At 69.6% G+C, this 20,758-nt stretch carries 17 protein-coding genes; 8 read left to right on the top strand and 9 right to left on the bottom strand.

What is annotated here, in order from left to right; translation table 11 throughout:
* Positions 1-20 precede the first annotated feature (20 nt).
* The 6 genes from OIC96_RS10245 to OIC96_RS10220 all read right to left on the bottom strand — a co-directional run bounded on the left by OIC96_RS10245 (position 21) and on the right by OIC96_RS10220 (position 7,822).
* Positions 21-914, bottom strand: a complete 894-nt coding sequence (locus tag OIC96_RS10245) for a carbohydrate ABC transporter permease (RefSeq protein WP_406502150.1) — start codon at positions 912-914, stop codon at positions 21-23.
* Positions 911-1,876, bottom strand: a complete 966-nt coding sequence (locus tag OIC96_RS10240) for a carbohydrate ABC transporter permease (protein WP_330308164.1) — start codon at positions 1,874-1,876, stop codon at positions 911-913. Before OIC96_RS10240 ends, OIC96_RS10245 begins: the two co-directional genes overlap by 4 nt.
* 20 nt (positions 1,877-1,896) lie before the next feature.
* Positions 1,897-3,162, bottom strand: coding sequence for an ABC transporter substrate-binding protein (locus OIC96_RS10235; RefSeq protein ID WP_330308165.1), 1,266 nt, complete (start codon positions 3,160-3,162; stop codon positions 1,897-1,899).
* Between the two features lie 215 nt (positions 3,163-3,377).
* Complete coding sequence (locus tag OIC96_RS10230; RefSeq protein WP_330308166.1) at positions 3,378-5,213, bottom strand: glycoside hydrolase; 1,836 nt, start codon at positions 5,211-5,213, stop codon at positions 3,378-3,380.
* A gap of 18 nt (positions 5,214-5,231) precedes the next feature.
* On the bottom strand, positions 5,232-6,479 hold the full coding sequence (locus OIC96_RS10225) for an ROK family transcriptional regulator (RefSeq protein WP_330308167.1): 1,248 nt from the start codon (positions 6,477-6,479) through the stop codon (positions 5,232-5,234).
* 92 nt (positions 6,480-6,571) lie between these two features.
* A complete protein-coding gene (locus tag OIC96_RS10220; RefSeq protein ID WP_330308168.1) occupies positions 6,572-7,822 on the bottom strand; it encodes an FAD-binding protein in 1,251 nt (416 codons plus the stop codon).
* Between the two features lie 176 nt (positions 7,823-7,998).
* Here OIC96_RS10220 and OIC96_RS10215 point away from each other — a divergent pair, with 176 nt between their 5' ends.
* Complete coding sequence (locus tag OIC96_RS10215; protein ID WP_330308169.1) at positions 7,999-9,006, top strand: hydroxyacid dehydrogenase; 1,008 nt, start codon at positions 7,999-8,001, stop codon at positions 9,004-9,006.
* Positions 9,007-9,147: 141 nt separating this feature from the next.
* Here OIC96_RS10215 and OIC96_RS10210 read toward each other — a convergent pair whose 3' ends face one another.
* Positions 9,148-9,987, bottom strand: a complete 840-nt coding sequence (locus OIC96_RS10210) for an alpha/beta fold hydrolase (RefSeq protein ID WP_330308170.1) — start codon at positions 9,985-9,987, stop codon at positions 9,148-9,150.
* Between the two features lie 127 nt (positions 9,988-10,114).
* Positions 10,115-10,912: an alpha/beta fold hydrolase gene (locus OIC96_RS10205; protein ID WP_330308171.1), complete on the bottom strand. Its 798-nt coding sequence runs from the start codon at positions 10,910-10,912 to the stop codon at positions 10,115-10,117.
* A gap of 128 nt (positions 10,913-11,040) precedes the next feature.
* On the opposite strand from OIC96_RS10205, the gene OIC96_RS10200 reads away from it, so the two are divergent.
* Entirely contained in the window at positions 11,041-11,703 is a 663-nt protein-coding gene (locus tag OIC96_RS10200; RefSeq protein WP_330308172.1) for a pyridoxamine 5'-phosphate oxidase family protein, read from the top strand.
* Positions 11,704-11,774: 71 nt separating this feature from the next.
* Positions 11,775-13,094 carry a radical SAM protein gene (locus tag OIC96_RS10195; protein ID WP_327432723.1) on the top strand — a complete coding sequence of 440 codons (1,320 nt, stop codon included), beginning with the start codon at positions 11,775-11,777 and terminating at the stop codon, positions 13,092-13,094.
* 46 nt (positions 13,095-13,140) lie between these two features.
* Here the strand turns inward: OIC96_RS10195 and OIC96_RS10190 are convergent, their stop codons facing one another.
* Positions 13,141-13,977, bottom strand: a complete 837-nt coding sequence (locus OIC96_RS10190) for a helix-turn-helix domain-containing protein (RefSeq protein WP_330308173.1) — start codon at positions 13,975-13,977, stop codon at positions 13,141-13,143.
* A 113-nt stretch (positions 13,978-14,090) separates the two neighbouring features.
* Between OIC96_RS10190 and OIC96_RS10185 the strand changes: the two genes are divergently transcribed.
* From OIC96_RS10185 to OIC96_RS10165, 5 genes are all read left to right on the top strand, one after another.
* Entirely contained in the window at positions 14,091-14,687 is a 597-nt protein-coding gene (locus OIC96_RS10185; RefSeq protein WP_330308174.1) for an NADPH-dependent FMN reductase, read from the top strand.
* A 401-nt stretch (positions 14,688-15,088) separates the two neighbouring features.
* Positions 15,089-16,582, top strand: a complete 1,494-nt coding sequence (locus OIC96_RS10180) for a cellulose-binding domain-containing protein (protein WP_330308175.1) — start codon at positions 15,089-15,091, stop codon at positions 16,580-16,582.
* A 191-nt stretch (positions 16,583-16,773) separates the two neighbouring features.
* Positions 16,774-18,000, top strand: coding sequence for an ROK family transcriptional regulator (locus OIC96_RS10175; RefSeq protein WP_330308176.1), 1,227 nt, complete (start codon positions 16,774-16,776; stop codon positions 17,998-18,000).
* Positions 17,997-19,094 carry a mandelate racemase/muconate lactonizing enzyme family protein gene (locus OIC96_RS10170; RefSeq protein ID WP_330308177.1) on the top strand — a complete coding sequence of 366 codons (1,098 nt, stop codon included), beginning with the start codon at positions 17,997-17,999 and terminating at the stop codon, positions 19,092-19,094. Before OIC96_RS10175 ends, OIC96_RS10170 begins: the two co-directional genes overlap by 4 nt.
* 75 nt (positions 19,095-19,169) lie before the next feature.
* A complete protein-coding gene (locus OIC96_RS10165; protein ID WP_330308178.1) occupies positions 19,170-20,756 on the top strand; it encodes an ABC transporter substrate-binding protein in 1,587 nt (528 codons plus the stop codon).
* Positions 20,757-20,758: the final 2 nt, after the last annotated feature.

The following is a 20,758-nucleotide window of genomic DNA, read 5'->3' as shown; positions in this document are numbered from 1 at the left end:
CAGGTCCTCGGAAGAAGGTGTCAGCCCTTGATGCCGGTCTGCGCGATCCCCTGCACCAGCCAGCGCTGGAGGAAGAGGAACACGAACAACAGGGGCAGGATGGAAATGGCGGTGGCCATGAAGATCAGGTGGTAGTTCACCGTCTGGTTGGTCATGTACGACGAGAGCGCGACCTGCACGGTCCAGGCGCTGGGATCCTGGCCGATGACCAGCGGCCACAGGAAGGAGTTCCAGCCGTTGATGAACGTGATGGTGGCGATCGCCGCGAAGAAGTTCAGCGAGTTGGGCACGACGACGCGCCAGTACGCGCCCCAGTAGCCGAGCCCGTCCACGCGCGCCGCCTCCTCCAGCTCCTTGGGGAACCCCAGGAAGTACTGCCGGAAGAGGAAGCAGGTGAAACCACTGAACAGGCCCGGAATGATGAGACCGCGGTAACTGTCGACCCAGCCGAGCGAGGAGACCAGCACGAAGCTCGGGACGAAGGTGACGGCGGTCGGCACCATCAGGGTGAACAGGACGGCGTAGAAGATCTTGTTGGCGTGCCGGTAGGGGATGCGGGCCAGGCCGTAGCCGGCCAGCGAGCACACCAGCAGGGTGCCGAGGGTGTGCAGCACACCCACGATCATCGAGTTCACCATCGACTGGCCGAAGTCGACCGTGGTGTCGTGGAACGGCTCGGTGATGTTCTTCCACTGGATGTCCGTGGGGAAGAACTTCCAGTTCTCGCCGGTGATGTCGGGATCGGTGGAGAGGGAGTTGCGGATCAGCAGGTAGAACGGGATCAGGAAGAGGAGGGTCGCGACGCCGGTGGCGATGTACAGGCCGGTGGAGCCCATCACGCCGCCGCGCTTCGCGCGCAGCGGCCCCTGCGTCGGCCGCTCGCTCTTCCTCGCCCCGGGTACGGTCGTGGTCACTTCGACTCGTCCCCCTTTCCGAAGCCCATGATCTTGCCCTGGAACAGGGTCACGATGACGATCAGCATGGTCAGCATGACCGCGCCCGCGCTGCCCGCGCCGTAGTCCTGGTTCTGGCCGAGGGCCATGTAGTACAGCTCGACGAGCGGTGGGCGGCCCCAGGTCGTCTTCGCCAGGAGGTTGAAGAACTCGTCGAAGGCCTGGTACGCGGCCACGAGCAGCAGCAGGATCACGGCCGTCGAGGTGGCCCGCAGCTGCGGCAGCGTGATGTGGCGGAAGGTCTGCCAGCCCGGCTTGGCACCGTCGATCGCGGCGGCCTCGTAGAGCTCCTGCGGGATGTTCTGCAGCGCGGCCAGGAACAGGATCATGTAGAAGCCGGACTGCAGCCACAGGCGGGCGCTGACGATGACCAGCCAGTACCACGGCGGGTCGGGGTTGGCGAGCCAGGCGACGTTCTCCACGCCGAACCAGCCGATGACGGTGTTCGCCAGACCGAAGCGGACGCCGTTGAAGATGGACATCTTCCAGATCAGCGAGGCGGCGACATAGCTGCACGCGGTCGGCAGGAAGAACACCGAGCGGAAGAACGCCCGCATGAACCGCAGCCGGTTCACCAGCATCGCCAGACCCAGCGACAGCGCCCAGGTGGTCGGCACGATGAACGCGGCGAAGACGGTGAAGGTGAGGAGCGCACCGGTGAAGTTGCCGTTGTCCAGCATGAACCGGTAGTTGTCGAAACCGATGAACTTGCTCGGCGTGACGGTGAAGCGCGCCTCGAAGAAGCTGAGCCAGATGCTCCAGCCGATGGGAACGTAGACGAAGATCACCAGACCGATGAGGAACGGGCCGGTGAAGAGCCAGAAGTTGAAGGTGGGGCTGCCCCGCAGACCCCGCCGCGGCCGGGCCTTGGAGGCCTTGGCAGGGGCGGGGCGCGCGAGGTCGAGCTTGGTGGTCGTCGACATGTCGTGATCCGTCCGGTGGCCTATCCGAAGAGCTTCTTGAGCTCGGCGCTGACGGTCTTCTCGGCCTTGTCGAGCGAGGCCTTCGGGTCACCGTTCTTGCGCACGGTGTCGGCGAAGACGTTCTCCGTGGCGGTGATCATGGCCTGGGTCCAGCCGATGTTGTCGAAGTGGCCGTAGTCGGTGAAGAGCTTGACGCCCTCAGCGGGCAGACCGGACTTGAGCTTGGTGGCGGACGCGGCGATCGAGGTGCGCGGCGGGATGTGGAAGCCGTACGAGGTCGCCCAGTCCTCCTGGTACTTCTTCTGCTCGATCCACAGCCACTTCACGTACTCCTTGGCCGCGTCGACGTTCTTGCCCTTGGCGTTGACGAACATCGACCAGCCGCCGTTGTAGACCGAGGGCTTGCCGGCGTCGTTGACCTTCGGGAAGGGGAAGATGCCGAGGTCGTCGCCGAGCGCCTTCTGCATCGTGGGCATGGCCCACATGCCGCAGAACTGGATGGCACACAGGCCCTGGTCGAGCGCCGACGGGTCCCAGTAGTCGGCCGGGGCGTCCAGGAGGAGGTCGCCGCTGGTGAACAGCTTGCGCAGCTTCTTCAGGCCCTCGGCGACGCCGTCCGTGTTGAAGGCGGGCTGGTTCTGGGCGTCGAGGGTGTCGGCGCCGGCCGACCAGATCAGCGGGTTGATCACCGCGTGCAGGTCGTTGCCGAGGAAGGCGCCCTTGACCTTGCTGGTGGTGAGCTTGGCAGCGGCCTCGATCAGCTCGTCGAGGGTCTGCGGCACCGCGACGTTCGCCTTCTCCAGCATCGACTTGCGGTAGAAGAAGAACTGCGGGTCGTCGATCATCCGGACGCCGTATATCTTGCCGTCGACCGTGTGGGACTGGATGTCGGCCTGGTTGAAGTCGTCCTTGACCGGCTCGATGATGTCGGTCAGATCCGCCACCTGGCCGCTCTTGACGAGCTGGATCTGCGGGTGGAACTCGAACAGGTCGGGCGCGTTCTTGGTGAGCAGCGTCGCGAACAGCTTGCTCTCGAAGTCCGATCCGGTGATCCACTGCGTGCTCACGTTGGCCTTGTCGTAGGCCTTCGCGTACCGCTTGATGGCCTGCTCGGTGCCGGCCTCGCCGTACGCGTGGAAGTACTGGGTCAGGTTCGTGCCCGAACCGCTGCCCCCGCCACGGCCGTTGTTGCTGCCGCACGCGGCCAGCGGGCCGAGGGCGGCGAGGCCCGCGGCGGCCCGCAGTACGGATCGGCGGTCCCAATTGCTGCTGCTCATTGCCGACATGCTGACGTCCTTGTCTCGAGTACGGCTACGGCTCAGTTGTTCATGCGCCAAGTGGCTCAAATGGCGTTGCGGTGCGGGACGTTAACCTTCGGCTAAGGCTTCGGCAAGGGGTTGGACGAAGTCTGTTCGAAGTGTTGTGGAGGGTTCGGAATACCGGACACGGCGGGGCTGCGGGCCGCCGCACCAGCGGCCCGCAACCCTCAACTCTCGTCAGTTCACTCCTGCTTGGCCCAGACCTCGTTCGTCCCGCCGGTGCAGCTGTAGAGGATCACCTTGCTTCCGTCGGCGGTCGCCTGACCGCTGACGTCCAGGCACTTCCCGGATGCCTCGCTGACGATCTGTCCGTTGGCGTTGAACTGCCATCGCTGCTCCGGACTGTCGGCGCAGGCGGCGGCCACCAGTCCCGAACTCCCGGCCGTCAGGCATCCGTTGACGCCCCGCACGGTGCCGTTGGCGTCGTACGTCCAGTCCTGGGCGCCGGTGCCCGTGCAGCCGCTGATTGAGGCCCCCGAGGCGTCCGCGGTCAGGCACTTGCCCGACTGCTTGCCCTGCCAGGCGCCGGTCACGGCCGTGGTGTCATGACCCTTCTGGTCGAAGACGTACGTCGTGATGGAGCGCGCGGCGAGCGTCGCGGAGACCTGGCCGTCCTTGCCCACCGACGGCCCCGCGACGTTCGCCCAGTCCTCGGTGGCGGACGTCCGCACGGCCTGGGCCACACGGCCCGGCGTCTTGCTGTTGAAGTGCAGGTTCAGCGCCGTGTCGGTGGTGTTGTGGTTGTTCACCACGACCACCCACTTGCCCTTCCGGTCGTACGAGGTGACGTCGACGCCGCTCGGAGCGCCCGTCACGTTGTGCGCGACCGCGCCCGGCTTCACGAACTTGCTGTACTGGCCGAGCGCGTAGTAGCGCTTGGTGAAGTAGAGCGTCTGGTTGCCGTTGGTGGCGTAGTTCGGGTCGTAGTAGATCAGGCCGTCGTTCCAGCCGTCGTCGTTCTTCGCGTACGGGTCGCTGCCGATCATCTCGGAGAGCGCGACCCACCACTGGAACGCCGAGTCGTGCGCGGTCGCGAAGTCCTTGTAGATGATGCTCGACAGGTTCAGGCCGCCGTCGATGGTCGGGTCGTACTCCTGAGCCCAGCCCGTGCCGCCCTTGCCGAAGCAGCAGATCTCGGTGGACCAGGACTGCTTGCCGACCGACTTCGACGTCTCGTAGATCTTCGCCCGCTGGTCGTCACCGGGGTTGTTGTACGTGTGATGGGCGAGCTTCGACACGTACTGGGCGGTGCCCGGCTGCGAAATCCACTGCGGGACCTCGGTGTTGAAGCTGACCGTGCTGCTGGACTCGTCGGCGATGATGCCGGTCTTCTGATGCCGTGCCCGCTGTTCGGCGCCCAGCGCACGCACGATGTCGTCGCGTTGGTCGACCGGCACCAGCATGCCCTCCTGGCCGCAGCTGTCGAAGCTGTTGTTCGGCTCGTTGAAGGGGCTGATGTAGTCGAACTTCGCGCCCTGCTTGGCGAAATGGTCGGTCACGTCGGCGACGTACTTCGCGAAGTCGGCGGTGTTCTCCGCCTTCAAGTACCCGCCGCAGCTCTGGGAGTTGGTCTTCCAGGCGGCGGGCGCGCTGTTGACGAAGGCGACCAGGTCCTCGACGCCGTACTGCGCCGCGTACTTCAGGAACGTACGGCCGCCCTTGTCCTTGCTCCAGTCGTACGTTCCGTCGGAGTTCAGGAAGTCCTCGGGGGCGCGGGACGGGGTGGTGACCGCGGTGCCGCCACCGCCGATGTTGTAGCGGTAGTTGCTGAGGTCCAGGCCCTTGGAGGAGAACAGCAGCTTCGCGACCCGGGCCTGCACCTTGGGGTCGAAGTTCTCGAGGTCGTTGACCCACCAGGCGCCGGACGCACCGATGTTGTCGATGGTCTGGGCGGCGTGCGGGGAGACCTCGGCGGCCGCGGGGTCGGCGGCTGATGCGGGCGGGGAGGATATCAAGGTCCCGGTGACAGCCAGCGCGGCTGCGGCTGTCGCGAGAACCGATCTGTTCGTGCGCGTCAACGTGCATCCCTTCCGTCGTCATGAAGGTGGTGCGGTACGGCTCCTTGCTGGGGTGGTGCGCTTCGGGGGCCTCTGGCCGACCGACTGGAGCGCCCCTTCCAGGGCGAACGTCGCGGCTCCGAGACAGACCGGATCGGTCGGGATGGGGGAGAGGACGATCTCGGTGGCGGCGTACGGCCGCTTCAGCGCGTGCCGGGCGACGGCCTCGCGCACCTCGTTCAGCAGCGGCTCGCCGAGCGTGGCCGCGACCCAGCTGCTGAGCACGACCACCTCCGGGTTGAGGAGGTTCACCAGGTCGGAGATCCCGGCACCGAGGTAACGGGCGGTGTCGCGCACGACCTTGAGCGCCACGGGATCCTGCGCGGTGACGCCCTGGGCGAGCGCGTTGATCGTGGCCGTCTGGTCCTCCGGGTGCAGCAGTGTGCTCCCGGGGCTCAACTCCCGCAGATTCAGCATGATTCCGGGCGCCCCGACGTATGTCTCCACACAGCCGTGGTTGCCGCAGTGGCACAGCCGCCCGTCCAGGACGAGGGTCGTGTGCCCCCACTCGCCGGCGCTGTTGCTGACGCCCCGGTGCAGCCCGCCGCCGAGCGCGAGCCCCGCGCCGACTCCCGTGCCCAGGTTGACCACCACGGCGTCGCCGCGTCCGCGGGCCGCCCCGAACCACAGCTCGGCGACCGCGCAGGCACGCAGCGGGTTGTCCAGGTACAGGGGGTAGGCGATGTGTTCGGAGAGCAGATCGAGGAGCGGCACGTCGTGCCAGTCCCAGTTGGGCGCGTACTCCGAGATCCCCGTGTCGCGGTCGACCTGCCCGGGGACACTCACGCCCACGCCCAGGACGCGCGCGCCCTCGACGCCGGCCTGCGCGACCACCGAACCGAGGGCCGCCGCGACATGCCCGACGACCTGCTCCGGGCGGCTCTCACCGGGGCGCATGTCCTCGTCGGCACGGGCGAGCACGTTCAGCGCCAGGTCGAACAGCTCGACCCGTACGTATGTCTCCGCGATGTCGACGCCGATCAACGCGCCCCCCGACGCGTTGACGGCCACGAGTCCCCGCGGGCGGCCACCCGCGGAGTCCTCGAACCCGACCTCGGTCAGCATCCGGAGGTCGAGCAGCTCGCCGACGAGGGTGGCGACCGTGGCCAGGCTCAGCCCGGTGGCCGCCGCCAACTCCTGCCGGGAGGTGGGCGATTCGGCGATGATCTGGCGCAGCACCTCGTAACGGTTCGCGGTGCGGATGTCGCGTGATGTGCCGCGCTTCATCGGACTCCCCTCGGTCCCTCCGGGCCATGGCGAGGCCCTTCGGCCCCGGCGCGGCGCAAGGCTATGGCCTGTGAGGGACTTTCGACAAGGGGTTAGGAAAGGGGGTGGAGAAAGTCCCCCACGAAGGTGTTGGTGAACTTGCCCCCCGGGTCGAGGGAGTCGACCAGCGTCCTGAACTCGCCCCACCGCGGATAGCGCCCGCGCAGCACCGTCGGCGCCACCGTGAACACCTTGCCCCAGTGCGGCCGGGGCTCGAACGGCTCCAGCGCCTCCTCGACCCGCCGCACCACCGGCAGTACGGCCGCCGTGTCCTCGACCCAGGTGAAGTGCAGCGCCACGGTGTCCCGGCCGTACGCCGGGCTCAGCCACTGGCGGTCGGCGGCCACGGTCCGCACCTCGCAGATCTGCAGCACCGGAGCGATCGTCTCCCGGATCGCGTCGAGGGCGTGCAGCGCGGCCAGGGCGTCCGAGCGCGGCAGCAGATACTCGGACTGGAGCTCGGCGCCGCTGCTCGGGGTGAACTCGGCGCGGAAATGCGGGAGCCGCTCGTGCCAGGGACCCGGGACGCCGAACTGCTCGGTGCAGTTCCGCGCGGGCATGCCCGGCACCGGGTGCATCGCCTCGGTCGCGGGCGCGGCCCACGGGAAGTCGGGCAGCGGCTGGTCGGTGCGCCGCTTGAGCCACACCTGGCGGAAGCCCGGCCGCACCCAGTCGGTGAACAGACTCACGCTGTACGCCGCCGCCGCGACCGCCTCGAAGTCCAGTCCGTCCAGGGGGAGTTCGGTGAAGACGTGCTGACTCACCTCGAAGTCCGGCTCCAGGTCGAGAGTGAGCGCGGTGACGACACCGAGCGCGCCCAGCGAGGTCACGGCACCGTCGAAGCGCTCGTCGCCCCGGCCGATCCGCACGGACGAGCCGTCCGACGTGACCACCTCGACCTCGCGCACGGCGGAACCGAGCGAGCCGTTCGTGACGCCCGAGCCGTGCGTGCCGGTCGCCACCGAGCCCGCCACCGAGATGTGCGGGAGGGAGGCCATGTTGTGCAGCGCGAACCCGTGCTCGTGCACCGCGCGCGCGAGTTCGGCGTACCGGACGCCACCCGACACCCGTACCGTACGGGCCGTCGTGTCGACGTCCACGGCGGGTGGCAGCGCGCCCAGTGACAGCAGTACGCCGTCGGGGCCCGGCTCGGCGATCTCGTTGAACGAGTGACCGCTGCCCAGCACCCGCACGCGCGGGCTGTGCGCGACCAGCGTTCGGAGCGCCTGGAGCGTGTGGGGCCGGTGCAGTTCCTTGGTCGTGTACGTGATGTTGCCGGCCCAGTTGGTCAGGGTCTCTGTCATCCCTGTCGTCCCTCCCCGGGAAGTCGCCGTCCGCGGCCGGTGTAATGGCCACCCGGGGAAACTACCCCGCCGGTCCGGTGCGTTGACGGGTGCGTCCATTGACCCCCTCGTTCGGCCGCACCTACCGTAGAGACCGGTTGCTATATCTGACGTCACCGAGCCGGAAGGTCACCTCCTTGCCCGAGCGTCCACTGGCGATGTTCGCCATGACTGCCGAGAACGTGCCGCAGATCTTCCCTCCGGACGTACTGGCCCGGCTGCGCGAGCTCGTAGAAATCGATCCCGCTCTGGTGGCGGAGAACTTCACCGACCCGAGGGTGCGCGAAGCCCTCGCCGGAACCGAGATCCTGATCACCGGCTGGGGCTGCCCGCCGCTCGACGAAGCCACCCTGGACGCCGCCCCGAAGCTGCGCGCCGTGCTGCACGCCGCCGGGTCCGTCAAGAGCTTCACCACGCCCGCGGTCTGGCAGCGCGGGCTGGTCGTGTCGTCGGCGGCCGGTGCGAACGCGCTGCCCGTCGCCGAGTACACGCTCGCCATGATCCTGCTCGCGGGCAAGGACCTCTTCGCGTACCGCGACCGGCTGCGCGCCGAACGCGTCTTCCCCTACGGGGAGATCGTGCCCGGCATCGGCAACTTCGGGCGTCGTGTCGGGGTCGTCGGAGCGTCCCGGATCGGGCGCCGGCTGATCGAGCTGCTGCGCCCGTTCGATCTGCGGGTGAGCCTCGCCGATCCGTACGTCGACGAGGGCGGGGCCGCCGCGCTGGGTGTTCCTCTGCTGCCGCTGGACGAGCTGCTGAGCGGCAGTGACATCGTGACCGTCCACGCGCCGCAGACCGCTGAGACCCGGCACATGATCGGCCGCCGTGAGCTTGCTCTGATGCCGGCCGGGGCCGTGCTCATCAACACCTCGCGGGGTGCGCTGGTCGATCATGACGCGCTGGCCGATGAGCTGAGGGGTGGGCGGATCAGCGCGATTCTCGATGTGACGGATCCTGAGCCGTTGCCTGCCGATTCCTTGCTCTACGAGCTGCCGAACGCGTTCATTACTCCGCATCTGGCGGGGTCGCAGGGGAACGAGGTGGCTCGGCTGGGGCTGACGGTGGTGGAGGAGGCCGAGCGGCTGCTGGCGGGGAAGGAGTTGGCGTTCCGGGTGGATGGGGAGGGGCTGGAGCGGGCTGCCTGAGTGGGGTTTTCCCGCCCCCGCCGCCCCTGCCCGTCCCATCCTTCTGGGGCTCCGCCCCAGGCCCCGTGGGGTTGTGTGTCGGCTGCGAGTGGGTGGGGGCTGGTCGCGCAGTTCCCCGCGCCCCTCAGGGCGGCCTCGTTCTCAAGTCAGGAACGTTGCCGTGGTCGTCACGAAACGGGTGGCGTCGTCCAGCCAGGGGAAGTGGGCGGTGGCGGGCTGGACGGTCAGGGTGGCGTGGGGGAACAGGGCGGCGAGCTCGATCATCGCGGGTGGGGGTGAGTTCAGGTCCAGTTCCCCGGCCAGCACGAGGACGGGTGAGGTGAGGCGGGCCAGCGCCGTGCGGGTCGCGGTCGGGGCGAAGGCGCCCTCGGTGCCGTAGACGGCCGCGGCCTCGTCGTTTCGTTGGTCGTCCTCCGCCGCGCGATGGGCCCGAGCCGTGTCGTCCCAGCGGGCGTACCAGAACGGGGCGATGGCCGGGAAGGAGTCGGCGTCCGCCTTGCCGGCGACGATCGCTTCCAGGGCGGCGTACGCCTTCGGGAACCACGGCTCGTCGCGGCGGAGCCGTGCCGTCTCGCGCCGGACGTCCGCCGGGATGGTGATGCCGAGTGCCATGACGCTCGGTGTGATCAGCGCGAGCCTGCCCACGCGGTCCGGATGGCGCGCCGCGTACAGGACGGCAAGGTTCGTGCCGCCGGAGTGCGCCAGCAGGTCCATCCGGTCGAGGCCCAGGTGCTCACGCAGGGATTCCACGTCGTCGACGAGCCGGTCGCAGCGGTAGGAGGAGGGGTCCTCCGGTGTCGCCGACCGGCCCGTTCCCCGAAGGTCCAGCATGACCAACTGGCGGTGCGCGGAGAGGCCCCCGAGGTCCCCGAGGTAGCGGGAGTCCTGCATGGGACCGCCCGGGAGGCAGACCAGGGGTGGGCCGTCACCGAACACGTGATACGCCAGCTCGGTCCCGTCCGGCGCGGAGAAGGTAGGCATGGCCGCGACTCTGTCAGCGGTGCCGGGGTGGAGCAACCGGGTTCCCCGGCGACCGCCGCCAGGGTCCCCCGTTCGCCCTGCCGGTCCCCGTCCCGGCCCCGGTCCACGGCCCGGTCCCCGTCCCGGCCTAGGCCCCGATCCCCGTCCCGGCCCCGGCCCGGGTCACCCATTGCTCCACCGCTTCCACGAATTCCCGCGGTCGTTCCTCGTGCAGATAGTGCCCGGCCCCTTCGAACACGGTCACCCGCGACCTCGGGTCGGTCAGTGTTCCGCGCTCGAACTCCGCCGCCCCGGGCGTCGCGTACACGCCCAGTACCGGGCACTCGCGCCGGGCGAGGTAGGTGACCGTGGCGGGCCGCAGACCGAAGGCGTCCGGGTTCAGATACATCCCGTTCCTGCACTGGACGAGCACGTCCGTGTCCATCTCCGTCATCAACTGCCGCTGCCGGTCGCGGAGTTCGTCGTACACCCCCGGCCGGAAGGCCCCCGTCACGAAGCGCGCCGCCCACTCCGGACCCTCCGCGCGCAGCTCCTCCTGCTCCGCGGGGATCCGCGCCGCCTCCGCCTCGTCCGCGCCGTACGCCGGATCGACGACCACCAACCCCCGTACGAGTTCCGGGTGTTCGACCGCGAGTGCCGTCACCGCCTGCCCGCCCATGGAGTGCCCGACGGCCACCACCGGCCCGGTGTCCAGCCCCCGCAACAGCTCCGCCAGATCGGCGGCGAAGTCCCGGGCGCCGTATCCCTCCACGGGCTTCGGCGAGCGACCGTGGCCGCGCAGATCGGGGACGATCACCCGGTGCCGCCAGTACGGGAGCGTGGGGTCCCAGTCGCCGCCGTTGCCGCCCCAGCCGTGGACGAGCAGGAGGGCGGGGGCCGTGCCGGGGTGGTCCGCGTGGTGGAGGGGGGTGGGTGTCGTGGTCACGGGAGTGACTTTAGAAGGGGGGCCGCAGCATGATCGCGTGCTGCGGATTTCGTTGTTCTGATGGATTTGAGTGACTGATTTCGTTTATTTGTAGCCATTCGGATTGCGATATCGCTAGCGTCGAGTCCATGACGTACGGACCCCTCCCCGAAACCGACCTCACTCGGCACCGTCGCCTCCGCGAACAGGGCAGCCTGGACCGCGCCGATCTGGACGCGATCCTCGACGCGGGATTCATCTGCCACCTCGGTGTGATCGTCGAGGGGCGGCCGATCGTGGTGCCCACGGTGTACGGGCGGGACGAGCGGCAGCTGTACGTGCACGGGTCGGTGGCCAGTCGGAGTCTCGCGGCCGGCGCCCCCGTGTGCGTCACCGTCACCCACGTCGACGGGCTCGTCCTGGCCCGCTCGGTGTTCGAGCACGGTGTGAACTACCGCAGCGCCATGATCCACGGCATACCCCGCAAGGTCACCGACCCGGACGAGAAGACCGACGGTCTGCGGCGGCTCACCGAGCACGCCACGCCCGGCCAGTGGGACTACGCGCGCAGGCCCAGCCGCAAGGAGCTGGCCGCGACGACCCTGCTCGCACTGTCCCTCGAAGAGGCCTCGGTGAAGATCCGTACCGGCGCCCCGGACGACGGGGACGGGCCTGACGCCGCACTCGGTCTGTGGGCGGGAACGCTGCCGCTGACCTCGACCTGGGGCGCGCCCGAGACCGACCCGCTGCTGCCGCCGGACCTCGTCCCTCCGGCGCACATCGCGCGACGCGAGGGGACCCGGCACGGCTGATGTCCGAGCGGGGGCATACCGTGAGGAGCCGAGCACAGCAGACGGAACAGGTCGGGAGCGAGGAGAACGGGATGGGCAGCCGCACCGCGCTGGTCGAGGATCTGATGGAGCGGTTCCCGCACGTGCCGAGGGAAGCGGTCTTCAAGGAGGACCTGCTTCGCGGAGGTGTCGCCTTCGACGCGTCCGCCCTCAGCGACAACGAGGGCGGCGAGGTCAAGCCGAAGTCCTACTTCATCTTCTCCTTCGACCACGGCACCCTTCCCGAGCTGGGCGAGGCCGCGCTGCGGCGCCCGCCCGAGGAGATCATCCTCACGGGCGGCCCGTACGACCTGCGGCGGACCGTGGTGTCCGTACGGGTCAATCCCGCCTCGCCGTACCGCGTCGCCGCCGACGAGGACGGCATGCTCGGGCTCTACCTCGACGGGAAGCGGATCTCCGACGTCGGGGTGCCGCCGATGCCCGAGTACTACCGGCACAAGCTCTCGAACGGGAAGTCCGTGATGGAGGTGGCGCCCACCATCCAGTGGGGGTACCTGATCTACCTCACCGTCTTCCGCGTCTGTCAGTACTTCGGCGCCAAGGAGGAGTGCCAGTACTGCGACATCAACCACAACTGGCGCCAGCACAAGGCGGCGGGCCGCCCGTACACCGGGGTGAAGGACGTCGAGGAAGTCCTCGAAGCGCTGGAGATCATCGACCGGTACGACACCGCCAAGGCGTCCACCGCGTACACCCTCACCGGTGGCGCGATCACCAAGACGGTCGCCGGGCGCGACGAGGCCGACTTCTACGGGCACTACGCCAAGGCCATCGAGGAGCGGTTCCCCGGGCGGTGGATCGGCAAGGTCGTCGCGCAGGCGCTGCCGCGTGACGACGTCCAGCGCTTCAAGGACTACGGGGTGCAGATCTACCACCCCAACTACGAGGTGTGGGACCGGCGGCTCTTCGAGCTGTACTGCCCCGGCAAGGAGCGCTACGTCGGCCGCGACGAGTGGCACAAGCGCATCCTCGACTCGGCGGAGATCTTCGGCGCGCGCAATGTCATCCCCAACTTCGTGGCGGGCGTGGAGATGGCCGAGCCCTTCGGCTTCACCACCGTCGACGAGGCGATCGCGTCGACGACCGAGGGACTGCGCTTCTTCATGTCGCACGGCATCACGCCCCGGTTCACCACGTGGTGCCCGGAGCCGACGACCCCGCTCGGCAAGGCCAACCCGCAGGGCGCGCCGCTGGAGTACCACATCCGCCTGCTGGAGGCGTACCGCTCCACGATGGACGAGTTCGGTCTCGCCTCCCCGCCCGGATACGGGGAGCCCGGCCCGGGCCGCGCGGTCTTCTCCGTCAGCTCCTTCATGGACAGCCTTCCCGCGCAGGAGCCGTCCCAGGTGTAATCCTCGTTGGCGCGAGGGCTCGACGTCGGATGAAGGCCGGGACGGGTTATGAGATGGCCCGGAGCCGGCCGTGGGTACGGCGGCGGAGTTGGCCGACGGCCTGGGCCGTCCTCTCGTCCGCGGGGAGGAAGACGACGAGTTGTTGTGCGTCCGAGGAGAGTTCGAGCGTCTCGCGGAGCAGTTGAAGTTCGCATCCGGAAGGGTGGTTGAGCCGGAGGACTCCACGTGGCGGAACCACGTGACGGTTCAGGCGCCGTGTGAAGTCGGGGCCGGCGACGGGCGCGAGCTCTGTGGTGAACCACTCCGAGTTCTCGACGGACGGTGCGAGCCACAGGTCGAATGCCTGCTGGTCCGCGACGTCGTCCCAGTCGGCGAAGAACGTCCGGGCGCGGGAGTCGGTGAAGACGAAGCGGGTGAGATTCGGCGTGCCGGCGTCGAGCAGTCCGGTCCCGCTCGTCACCGACTCGAACGCGCTGGTGCGGGCGAGGACATCGCCCAGCCGGTTGGTCACCATGGCGATGCCCGGTTCAAGGAGGCGGAGGGTCTGCAGGACGGACGGGCGGACGCCTCGCTGCGGTGGTGCGGGCCGGGTGTGAGAGGGACATGCGCCGCCGGTGATCTTCGTGAGGTAGCGCAGGTGGCTGCGCTCCGAGGGGTCCAGGCTGAGCGCATCGGCGAGGGCGTTCACCACCGCCGCCGAGGGATTGCGGTCGCGGCCCTGCTCGATGCGGGTCAGGTACTCGACGCTGATGCCGGCCCGCGTGGCGAGATCCAGGCGCCGTAGGCCCGGTGCCCGGCGGCGGCCGTGCTCCGGCAGCCCGAGCGAGTGGGGCTGGATGCTGTCACGCTTGGCCCGGATGAAGTCCCCCAACGGCGTACCCATGCCCTGAGGATAGGGCGGTTGCCCATTGGTCGCGCAGGGCGCAGGGTGGCCCTGCGGGGGCCAGCCTGAGCACGGTCTGGCTGCGGCCATGGTGCGGCCTGATCGTCGTGGGCATGGACAACAACACGCTCAAGCTGGTGGTCATCGTCGGAAGCGTCCGGGAAGGACGGTTCGGCCCGGTCGTGGCCTCGTGGATCGCCGAACAGGCCGGCCTTCACGGTGGATTCGACGTGGACGTCGTCGATCTGGCGGAGATCGACATCCCGCTGTCACTGCCTGCGGCATCGCCGAAGTACGCCGGCGACGCCTACCCCCGTCCGGCCGGGATGGCGGCACTGACGTCGGCGCTGGAGGGCGCGGATGCGTTCATCGTGGTCACGCCGGAGTACAACCACAGCTACCCCGCGTCCTTGAAGGCGGCCATCGACTGGCACTTCACCCAATGGACGGCCAAGCCCGTCGCGTTCGTCAGCTACGGCGGCGCGGCAGGCGGTCGGCACGCGGTGCTGCACCTGGAGAACGTGCTGACCGAGTTGCACGCGGTGACCGTCCGCGACGGTCTCGCCTTCCCGAACTACTTCACGGCGTGGCAGGACGGTCGCCCGCTCGACCCTCAAGCGCCCGGGTACGCCAAGACGCTGCTCGACCAACTGGTCTGGTGGGCGGGCGCACTCCGGTCAGCCCGCGAAGCCGCTCCGTACCCGGCATGAGGACGGCGACGACGGAGTACGTCCCGCTCGGGAAGGTCCTGTGAAAGTCGCCGGGAATCGATACGTTCCGGCTTTCCTTCCGTACAACACTCGGGACGCCGAGAAGTGGTCGGTCTGCAAGGCCGAAGCCCCGGACGCCGAGGGGCGGGTTGTGGCGACCGAGCGGCAGGGCCGGTAGGCGAACGCGGTTGCACCGCATCACGGGGCCGCGCCGCATCGCGCGGTCGCCCCGGCGGAGCAACCGCTTGCCGCATCATTTGAATACGCCGCTTGTCAGTTGTGTGGGAACCGTGAAAGGCTCGGGCCCCGTCGTGAGAGACGGGCCCCAACTCTCTTGTGTGGACGGCGAGTTGGGCATTGCATGATTTTGCACATGGAAGCAGTGGATGCAGGAGCCCCCCATGCCTGACCTGCCGACCCCTCAGGACGCCGCCGAGGCCGCGCTGTTCTCGGAGTGCTGGGACGCGGTCCTGTCGTACGCCGATCTGTGCACGTCCGGTTCCGCCGCGGCCTCCCAGCTGGCCACCGAGGCGTTCACGCACGGCATCCAAGAGGCGCGCGCGGCCGCCGAGGGAACGAAGAGTACCGGCCGCAGGACGCCCCGGCTGCCCCGGATTCCGTTGCTGCTGACGTCGGTTCGTACCACGGCCGCCGCCTGGGAGGCGCACGGGCAGGGCCATCGGCTCGACCCCGACCTCAGGCTGTGGCTCCACTCCGAGAAGGCCGCCCGCTACACCGGTCCGCCGCTGCACCGCCCGCTCGCGCTGCGCGGCCTCAGGGACATGCAGGAACCGGACGCGGCGCTGCTGTGGCTGGCCGAGGTCGAGGCGCTGCCGCTGCCCGCGGTGGCCCGGCGGCTCGGCCTCGACCCGGCTGCCGCCGCCGAGGAACTCGCCCAGGTACGCGCGCTGTTCAGGGACCGGTGCCATCGCAACCACCTCGACACGCCGATGGACGCCAACTGCCGCAGCTACGCCCGGCTCCTCGACGCGGTGACCCGCTCGCCCGGCGCCGAGACGCCCGAGGACCTGTCCCGGCATCTCGCCCGGTGCGTGGAGTGCGCGGAGGCGGCCGCCTGTCTGCGGCTGCACGGCGGCGGGCTGCCCTCGGCGCTCGCGGGCGGGGTGATCGGCTGGGGCGGTCTCGCCTATCTGGAGCGCCGGCGCCGGGCCGCCGAGGCGGGTCTGGCGGGCGGACGTACGGACGCGACCGTGGACACGGGGCTCGCCGAGGGCAAGGTGACCGGGCCCCGGATCGGCCGGACCGGGGTCCTGGTCGCGGCCGTCATCGTGTCGGCGCTGGCGCTCACCGTCTCGCTGATGCCCTTCGACGGCGCGGGCGACGGGAGTGTCGACGCGCGCGGCGACTCGGCGGACCGGCAGCCCGTCGCGGACCCCGGCGTGTCGCCCCCGTCGTCCCCCTCGGCCACCGCGCGCCCGGCGGGCACGCTGGTGTCGCCCGAACCGTCGGAGTCGGCGAACGGCTCCGAGACGAACCCCGACCCCGAACCCCAGGGCACCTCCACGTCCCCCGCCCAGGGGACGGACGACTCGGCGGATCCCACGCACAGCGCGTCGTCCTCCTGCGAGGTGACGTACGAGATCGTCAACCAGTGGCCGGACGGCTTCCAGGCCAGTGTCACCGTCACCTCCGCCAAGGCCCTCGACGGCTGGAGCGTCGCCTGGACCTTCCACGACGGTCAGCGAGTCAGCCAGATGTGGGACGGCACCTTCGTCCAGAACGACTCCCGGGTGACCGCCACCGCCGCCGACTACAACAAGTCCGTCGCCGCCGGCGGGACCTTCGCCGTCGGGTTCATCGCCTCCTGGCACGACGGGAACTCGGTTCCGAAGAACTTCTCGCTGAACGGCGGGAGTTGCACGAGCGCGGGCTGAGCGCTCTGGCGTAAGCACGGACCCGGCGGTGACTTCCACCGCCGGGTCCGTCGCGTTGTCCACCGTCCACCGCCCACCGTCCACCGCCCACCGCCCACTGTCCACTGGGCGAGACATTTCACGGGAGCTGTTGCGTGCCGCGTGGGCGTGACTTAATTTCTGAAATTAAGTCACCGAGCTGAGGGGGAACGATGCGAGCCGAAGGCATGCGCCGGGGCAACGCTTCGGCGGTACTGCGTGCCGTGCTCGCCCAGGGGCCGCTCTCCCGGGCGGACATCGCACGCGGTACGGGCCTCTCGGCGCCCAGCGTCACCAAGCTCACCGCCGTCCTCATCGAGGCGGGAGTACTGCGCGAGGAAGCGCCGCTGGAGGCCACGCAGGGGCGGCCCCGTGTGCCGGTCGGCGTCGACCCGTTCGGGCCCGCCGCCCTCGGCGTGCACATCGGCCTGCTGCGCACGACGCTCGGGCTCGTCGCCCTCGACGGCACCGTCGTCTCCCAGCGCGTCCTCGACCACGACGCGCCCGCCGACGGCGGCCTCGACCCGCGCCGCATCGCCGAGCAGGCCGCGGAGGGAGCCCGGGAGTTCCTCGCCGACCGGCTCGGCGGACGCCGGCTGCTCGGCACCGGGATCAGCCTCGGCGGCTGGGTGGACGGCGACGCGGGCACGGTCGTCGAACACAGCGCCCTGGGCTGGAGCGACGTACGCCTCCTCGATCTGCTCGACGGTCGGCTGCCAGGACCCGTGCTGCTCGACCAGAACGTCCGGGCCGCGGCCCGCGCGGAGCTGTGGTTCGGCGCCGGACGCGAGGTCGACGATTTCGTGTACGTCTTCTTCGGCAACATCCTCGGCGCCGCCGTGGTCGTCGACCGCTCCGTGCACCGCGGACCCGGCGCGGCGGCCGGCGGCATCGAACACCTGCCGGTGAGCGGCGAGTCGAGCACCGCCTGCCCCTGCTGCGGCGCCGCCTGCCTCTCGGCGGTCGCCAGCGACGCCGTCCTGGTGGAGCGGGCCCGCGCCGAGGGCATCCTGTCCGCGTCCGACGAACACCTCCCGCTGGAGCGCCTCATCGCCGCCGCGCGCCCTGCCGGGTCCGGCTCCGGCGACCTGCGTGCCCAGGAACTGCTGCGCAACCGCGCCCGGCACGCGGGACGCGCCGTGGCGACCGTCGTCGATCTGCTCAACCCGAGCCGTGTCGTCCTCGCGGGCGGAATCGTCGCCGCCGACGAGTATCTGACGGACCTGCGCGAGGAGGTCACCGACCGCGTGCACCGCGGCTGGAGCGCCACCGAACGCATCGTGACCAGCACCTTCGGCTCCGGCACCCTCGTCGTCGCCTCCGCGATGCCCCTGTTGGAGGGCGTCTACCAGGACCCGATCGCACTGCTCGGCCCCGATGCGCGGGGGGTCGCGTCGTGAGCCCCGCACAGGAGGAGAGCTGGGAGCTGTTCCGGATCACCGTGAGCCCGCGCACCGAGTGGCTGGTGCTGCGGGTTGGCGGACCGGACGGCGATCACGGGTACGGGGAGTGCTCGGACGCCGGGCCGGCGGAATACGTGGTTCGCGAACTCGACCGGTTTGTAAGGGGGTTCGGAACGGATGGGCTTCACACGGGCGACGACTTCGCCGCCATCACCGTACGCGGTGGCATCGAGCAGGCCCGCCTGGACCTGACCGCCCGCCGTGCCGACGTACCGCTGCGGAAGCTGATCCTGGGTCAGGATTCGCTGAGGTCCGTCGAGTTGTATGCCAACATCAACCGCGCCCCCGGCGGTCGCACCCCACGCGAAGTCGCCGCGACCGCCGAAGCCGCCGTCCTGGACGGCTTCACCGCCGTGAAACTCGCCCCGTTCGACACCCCGGACGCCGACGGGCGGCACACCCTCGCCGGGATCGGCCTGGAGCGCGTACGGGCCGTGCGCGAGGCGGTCGGTGCGGACGTCGACGTGATGGTGGACGCCCATGAGCGCCTCAGCCTCGACGAACTCACCCCACTTCTGGGCCCGTTCGAGGAGCTGGGCCTGTACTGGCTGGAGGACGGCGTCGGCATCGCCCGCCCGGGCGAACTGGCCGAGCTGCGCTCCCGCACCCGACTCCCGCTCGCCGGAGGCGAGTTCGCGCACCGGAGCGACGAGGTCGACGCCGTACGCGGACTCCTCGACGTACTGCTGCCCGATGTGAAGCACGCGGGTGGTCCACGTGCCGCTCTCGACCTCGCCCACCGGACCGGGGGCATGGCGCGCATCTCGTTCCACAACCCCTCGGGCCCGGTCGCCACCCTGCACGCCGCCCACCTCGCGCCCCTCGACGCGGCGGTGGCGGAGCGCCTGGAGTACGCGTACGGCGAGGTCGCCTGGCGCTCCGACGTCGTGCACGGTGCCGAGCTGGTCCGGCGGGGCCGGCTCACCGTGCCGGACGCCCCCGGCATCGGCCTCGAACTCGACACCGATCACCCGGCGGTCACCCGGGTGTGGAGCGGACGCCTCGAACCGCGCCCCTCCTGTTGTCGCTGACCGCTGACCCCTCGCCACGCACTTTCGCAGCTTCCGGCTGCCCTCATCTCCCTTTCTGCGACCCGGAGTTCCGCCATGCCCTCGTACAGCAACCCCCGTACGCCCGAAAGACTCGTCATATCCCGCCGCAGGCTGCTCGCCGCGATCGGTGCCGGAGGCGCCCTGCTCGCCGTCTCGGCCTGCCGCAGTGCCGCAGACGAGAGCGGGAAGTCGTCAGGAGCGGCCGCCAAGGGCGGCACGCTGAAGATCGCGCAGTCCGCCGACATCGCGCCCGCCACGCTCTTCGGCCAGAACAACCCGAACTTCACGCTCGCCCGTACGGTCTTCAACACGCTGACCGAGTGCGACCACAAGACGCTTCAGCCCAAGCCGTCGCTCGCCGAGTCCTGGACCGAGGCGAAGGACGGCACGTCGATCACCCTGAAGCTCCGCCAGGGCGTCACCTTCCACAGCGGGCGTGCCTTCACCTCCGCGGATGTCGCCTTCGCCATCGAGAACCTGCGGAAGGACACCACCGCCTCCCAGCTCAAGCACGTCGCGCTCGCCATCGAGAAGATCGACCAGACCGACGAGCACACGGTCACGCTGCATCTGGCGCACCCGGTCAGCAACCTCTTCGACCTCTTCGAGATCCTCCTCATCGTCGACAAGGAGTCGATCGACGAACTGCTCAAGGGCACGAAGATCATCGGCACCGGCCCGTTCAAGGTCGCGGACTACACGCCCGGCACCGGCTTCCAGCTCAAGCGCAACGACGCGTACTGGAAGAAGGGCGTCCCGCTGCTCGACGCCGTCGAGGTGTCGGTCGTCAGCCAGTCGCCGTCGATGGTCTCGTCCCTGCGCTCCGGCGGCACCCACCTCCTCGTCGACGTTGCCCCGCTCGACGCGGCCTCCATCAAGAACGACGACCAGTTCGAGGTCACCGTCTCCGACGCCCACGACTCCGGCTTCTACATCGCCTCCAACGTCAAGGTGAAGCCCCTCGACGACAAGCGCGTCCGCCAGGCGATCGCCTGGGCCGTCGACCGCGAGCGCATCCTCAGCCAGGTCCTCGGCGGCATCGGCACGGTCACCTCCCTTCCCTGGGCGACGAGTTCACCGGCGTACGACAAGACGAAGGCCGCCCACTACAGCCGCGACCTGAAGACAGCCAAGGCGCTCATCAAGGCCGCCGGAGCGGGCGGCAAGACCGTCAAGGTCGTCTACAACGCCGGCCTCGCCACCAACGCGAAGATCGCCGAGATCGTGCAGTACGACCTCACCCAGCTCGGCCTCAAGGCGAACGCCGAACCCCTCCAGGCCGCCGACTTCCTCGCCCAGCTCCAGGCGGGCGAACTGCCGGGCCTGTTCATCAACGGCCACGGCTTCGGACAGCTGCACCCGGCCACCCTCGTCAAGGGCGCCTTCCCCTTCAACGCCGACAAGAACGCCTCCAACTTCGACAGCGACGCATACCGCACACTCGCCGACCAGCTGTGGCAGGCCACCGAGGAGACCGAGGCCAAGAAGGCCGCCGACGCCCTCAACGACCTGCTCCTGGAAGAGCAGTTCGTCTCCGACCTGGTCGCGAGCTCCCACACCTTCACCCGCGCCAAGAAGGTCCAGGGCCTCAACTGGACGATGTACGACTACCTCGACCTCGACCAGACCTCGATCGGCTGACC

Source organism: Streptomyces sp. NBC_00775 (assembly GCF_036347135.1).
Taxonomy (GTDB): Bacteria; Actinomycetota; Actinomycetes; order Streptomycetales; family Streptomycetaceae; genus Streptomyces; species Streptomyces lutosisoli.
This window is presented reverse-complemented; position numbering and strand designations above follow the sequence as displayed.

Coding starts and splice junctions, on each gene's coding strand:
- OIC96_RS10220 (WP_330308168.1), bottom strand. CDS start 7,822: ATGACAGAGACCCTGACCAACTGGGCCGGCAACATCACGTACACGACC.
- OIC96_RS10225 (WP_330308167.1), bottom strand. CDS start 6,479: ATGAAGCGCGGCACATCACGCGACATCCGCACCGCGAACCGTTACGAG.
- OIC96_RS10185 (WP_330308174.1), top strand. CDS start 14,091: ATGGACAACAACACGCTCAAGCTGGTGGTCATCGTCGGAAGCGTCCGG.
- OIC96_RS10235 (WP_330308165.1), bottom strand. CDS start 3,162: ATGTCGGCAATGAGCAGCAGCAATTGGGACCGCCGATCCGTACTGCGG.
- OIC96_RS10240 (WP_330308164.1), bottom strand. CDS start 1,876: ATGTCGACGACCACCAAGCTCGACCTCGCGCGCCCCGCCCCTGCCAAG.
- OIC96_RS10175 (WP_330308176.1), top strand. CDS start 16,774: ATGCGAGCCGAAGGCATGCGCCGGGGCAACGCTTCGGCGGTACTGCGT.
- OIC96_RS10190 (WP_330308173.1), bottom strand. CDS start 13,977: ATGGGTACGCCGTTGGGGGACTTCATCCGGGCCAAGCGTGACAGCATC.
- OIC96_RS10195 (WP_327432723.1), top strand. CDS start 11,775: ATGGGCAGCCGCACCGCGCTGGTCGAGGATCTGATGGAGCGGTTCCCG.
- OIC96_RS10210 (WP_330308170.1), bottom strand. CDS start 9,987: ATGCCTACCTTCTCCGCGCCGGACGGGACCGAGCTGGCGTATCACGTG.
- OIC96_RS10165 (WP_330308178.1), top strand. CDS start 19,170: ATGCCCTCGTACAGCAACCCCCGTACGCCCGAAAGACTCGTCATATCC.
- OIC96_RS10200 (WP_330308172.1), top strand. CDS start 11,041: ATGACGTACGGACCCCTCCCCGAAACCGACCTCACTCGGCACCGTCGC.
- OIC96_RS10180 (WP_330308175.1), top strand. CDS start 15,089: ATGCCTGACCTGCCGACCCCTCAGGACGCCGCCGAGGCCGCGCTGTTC.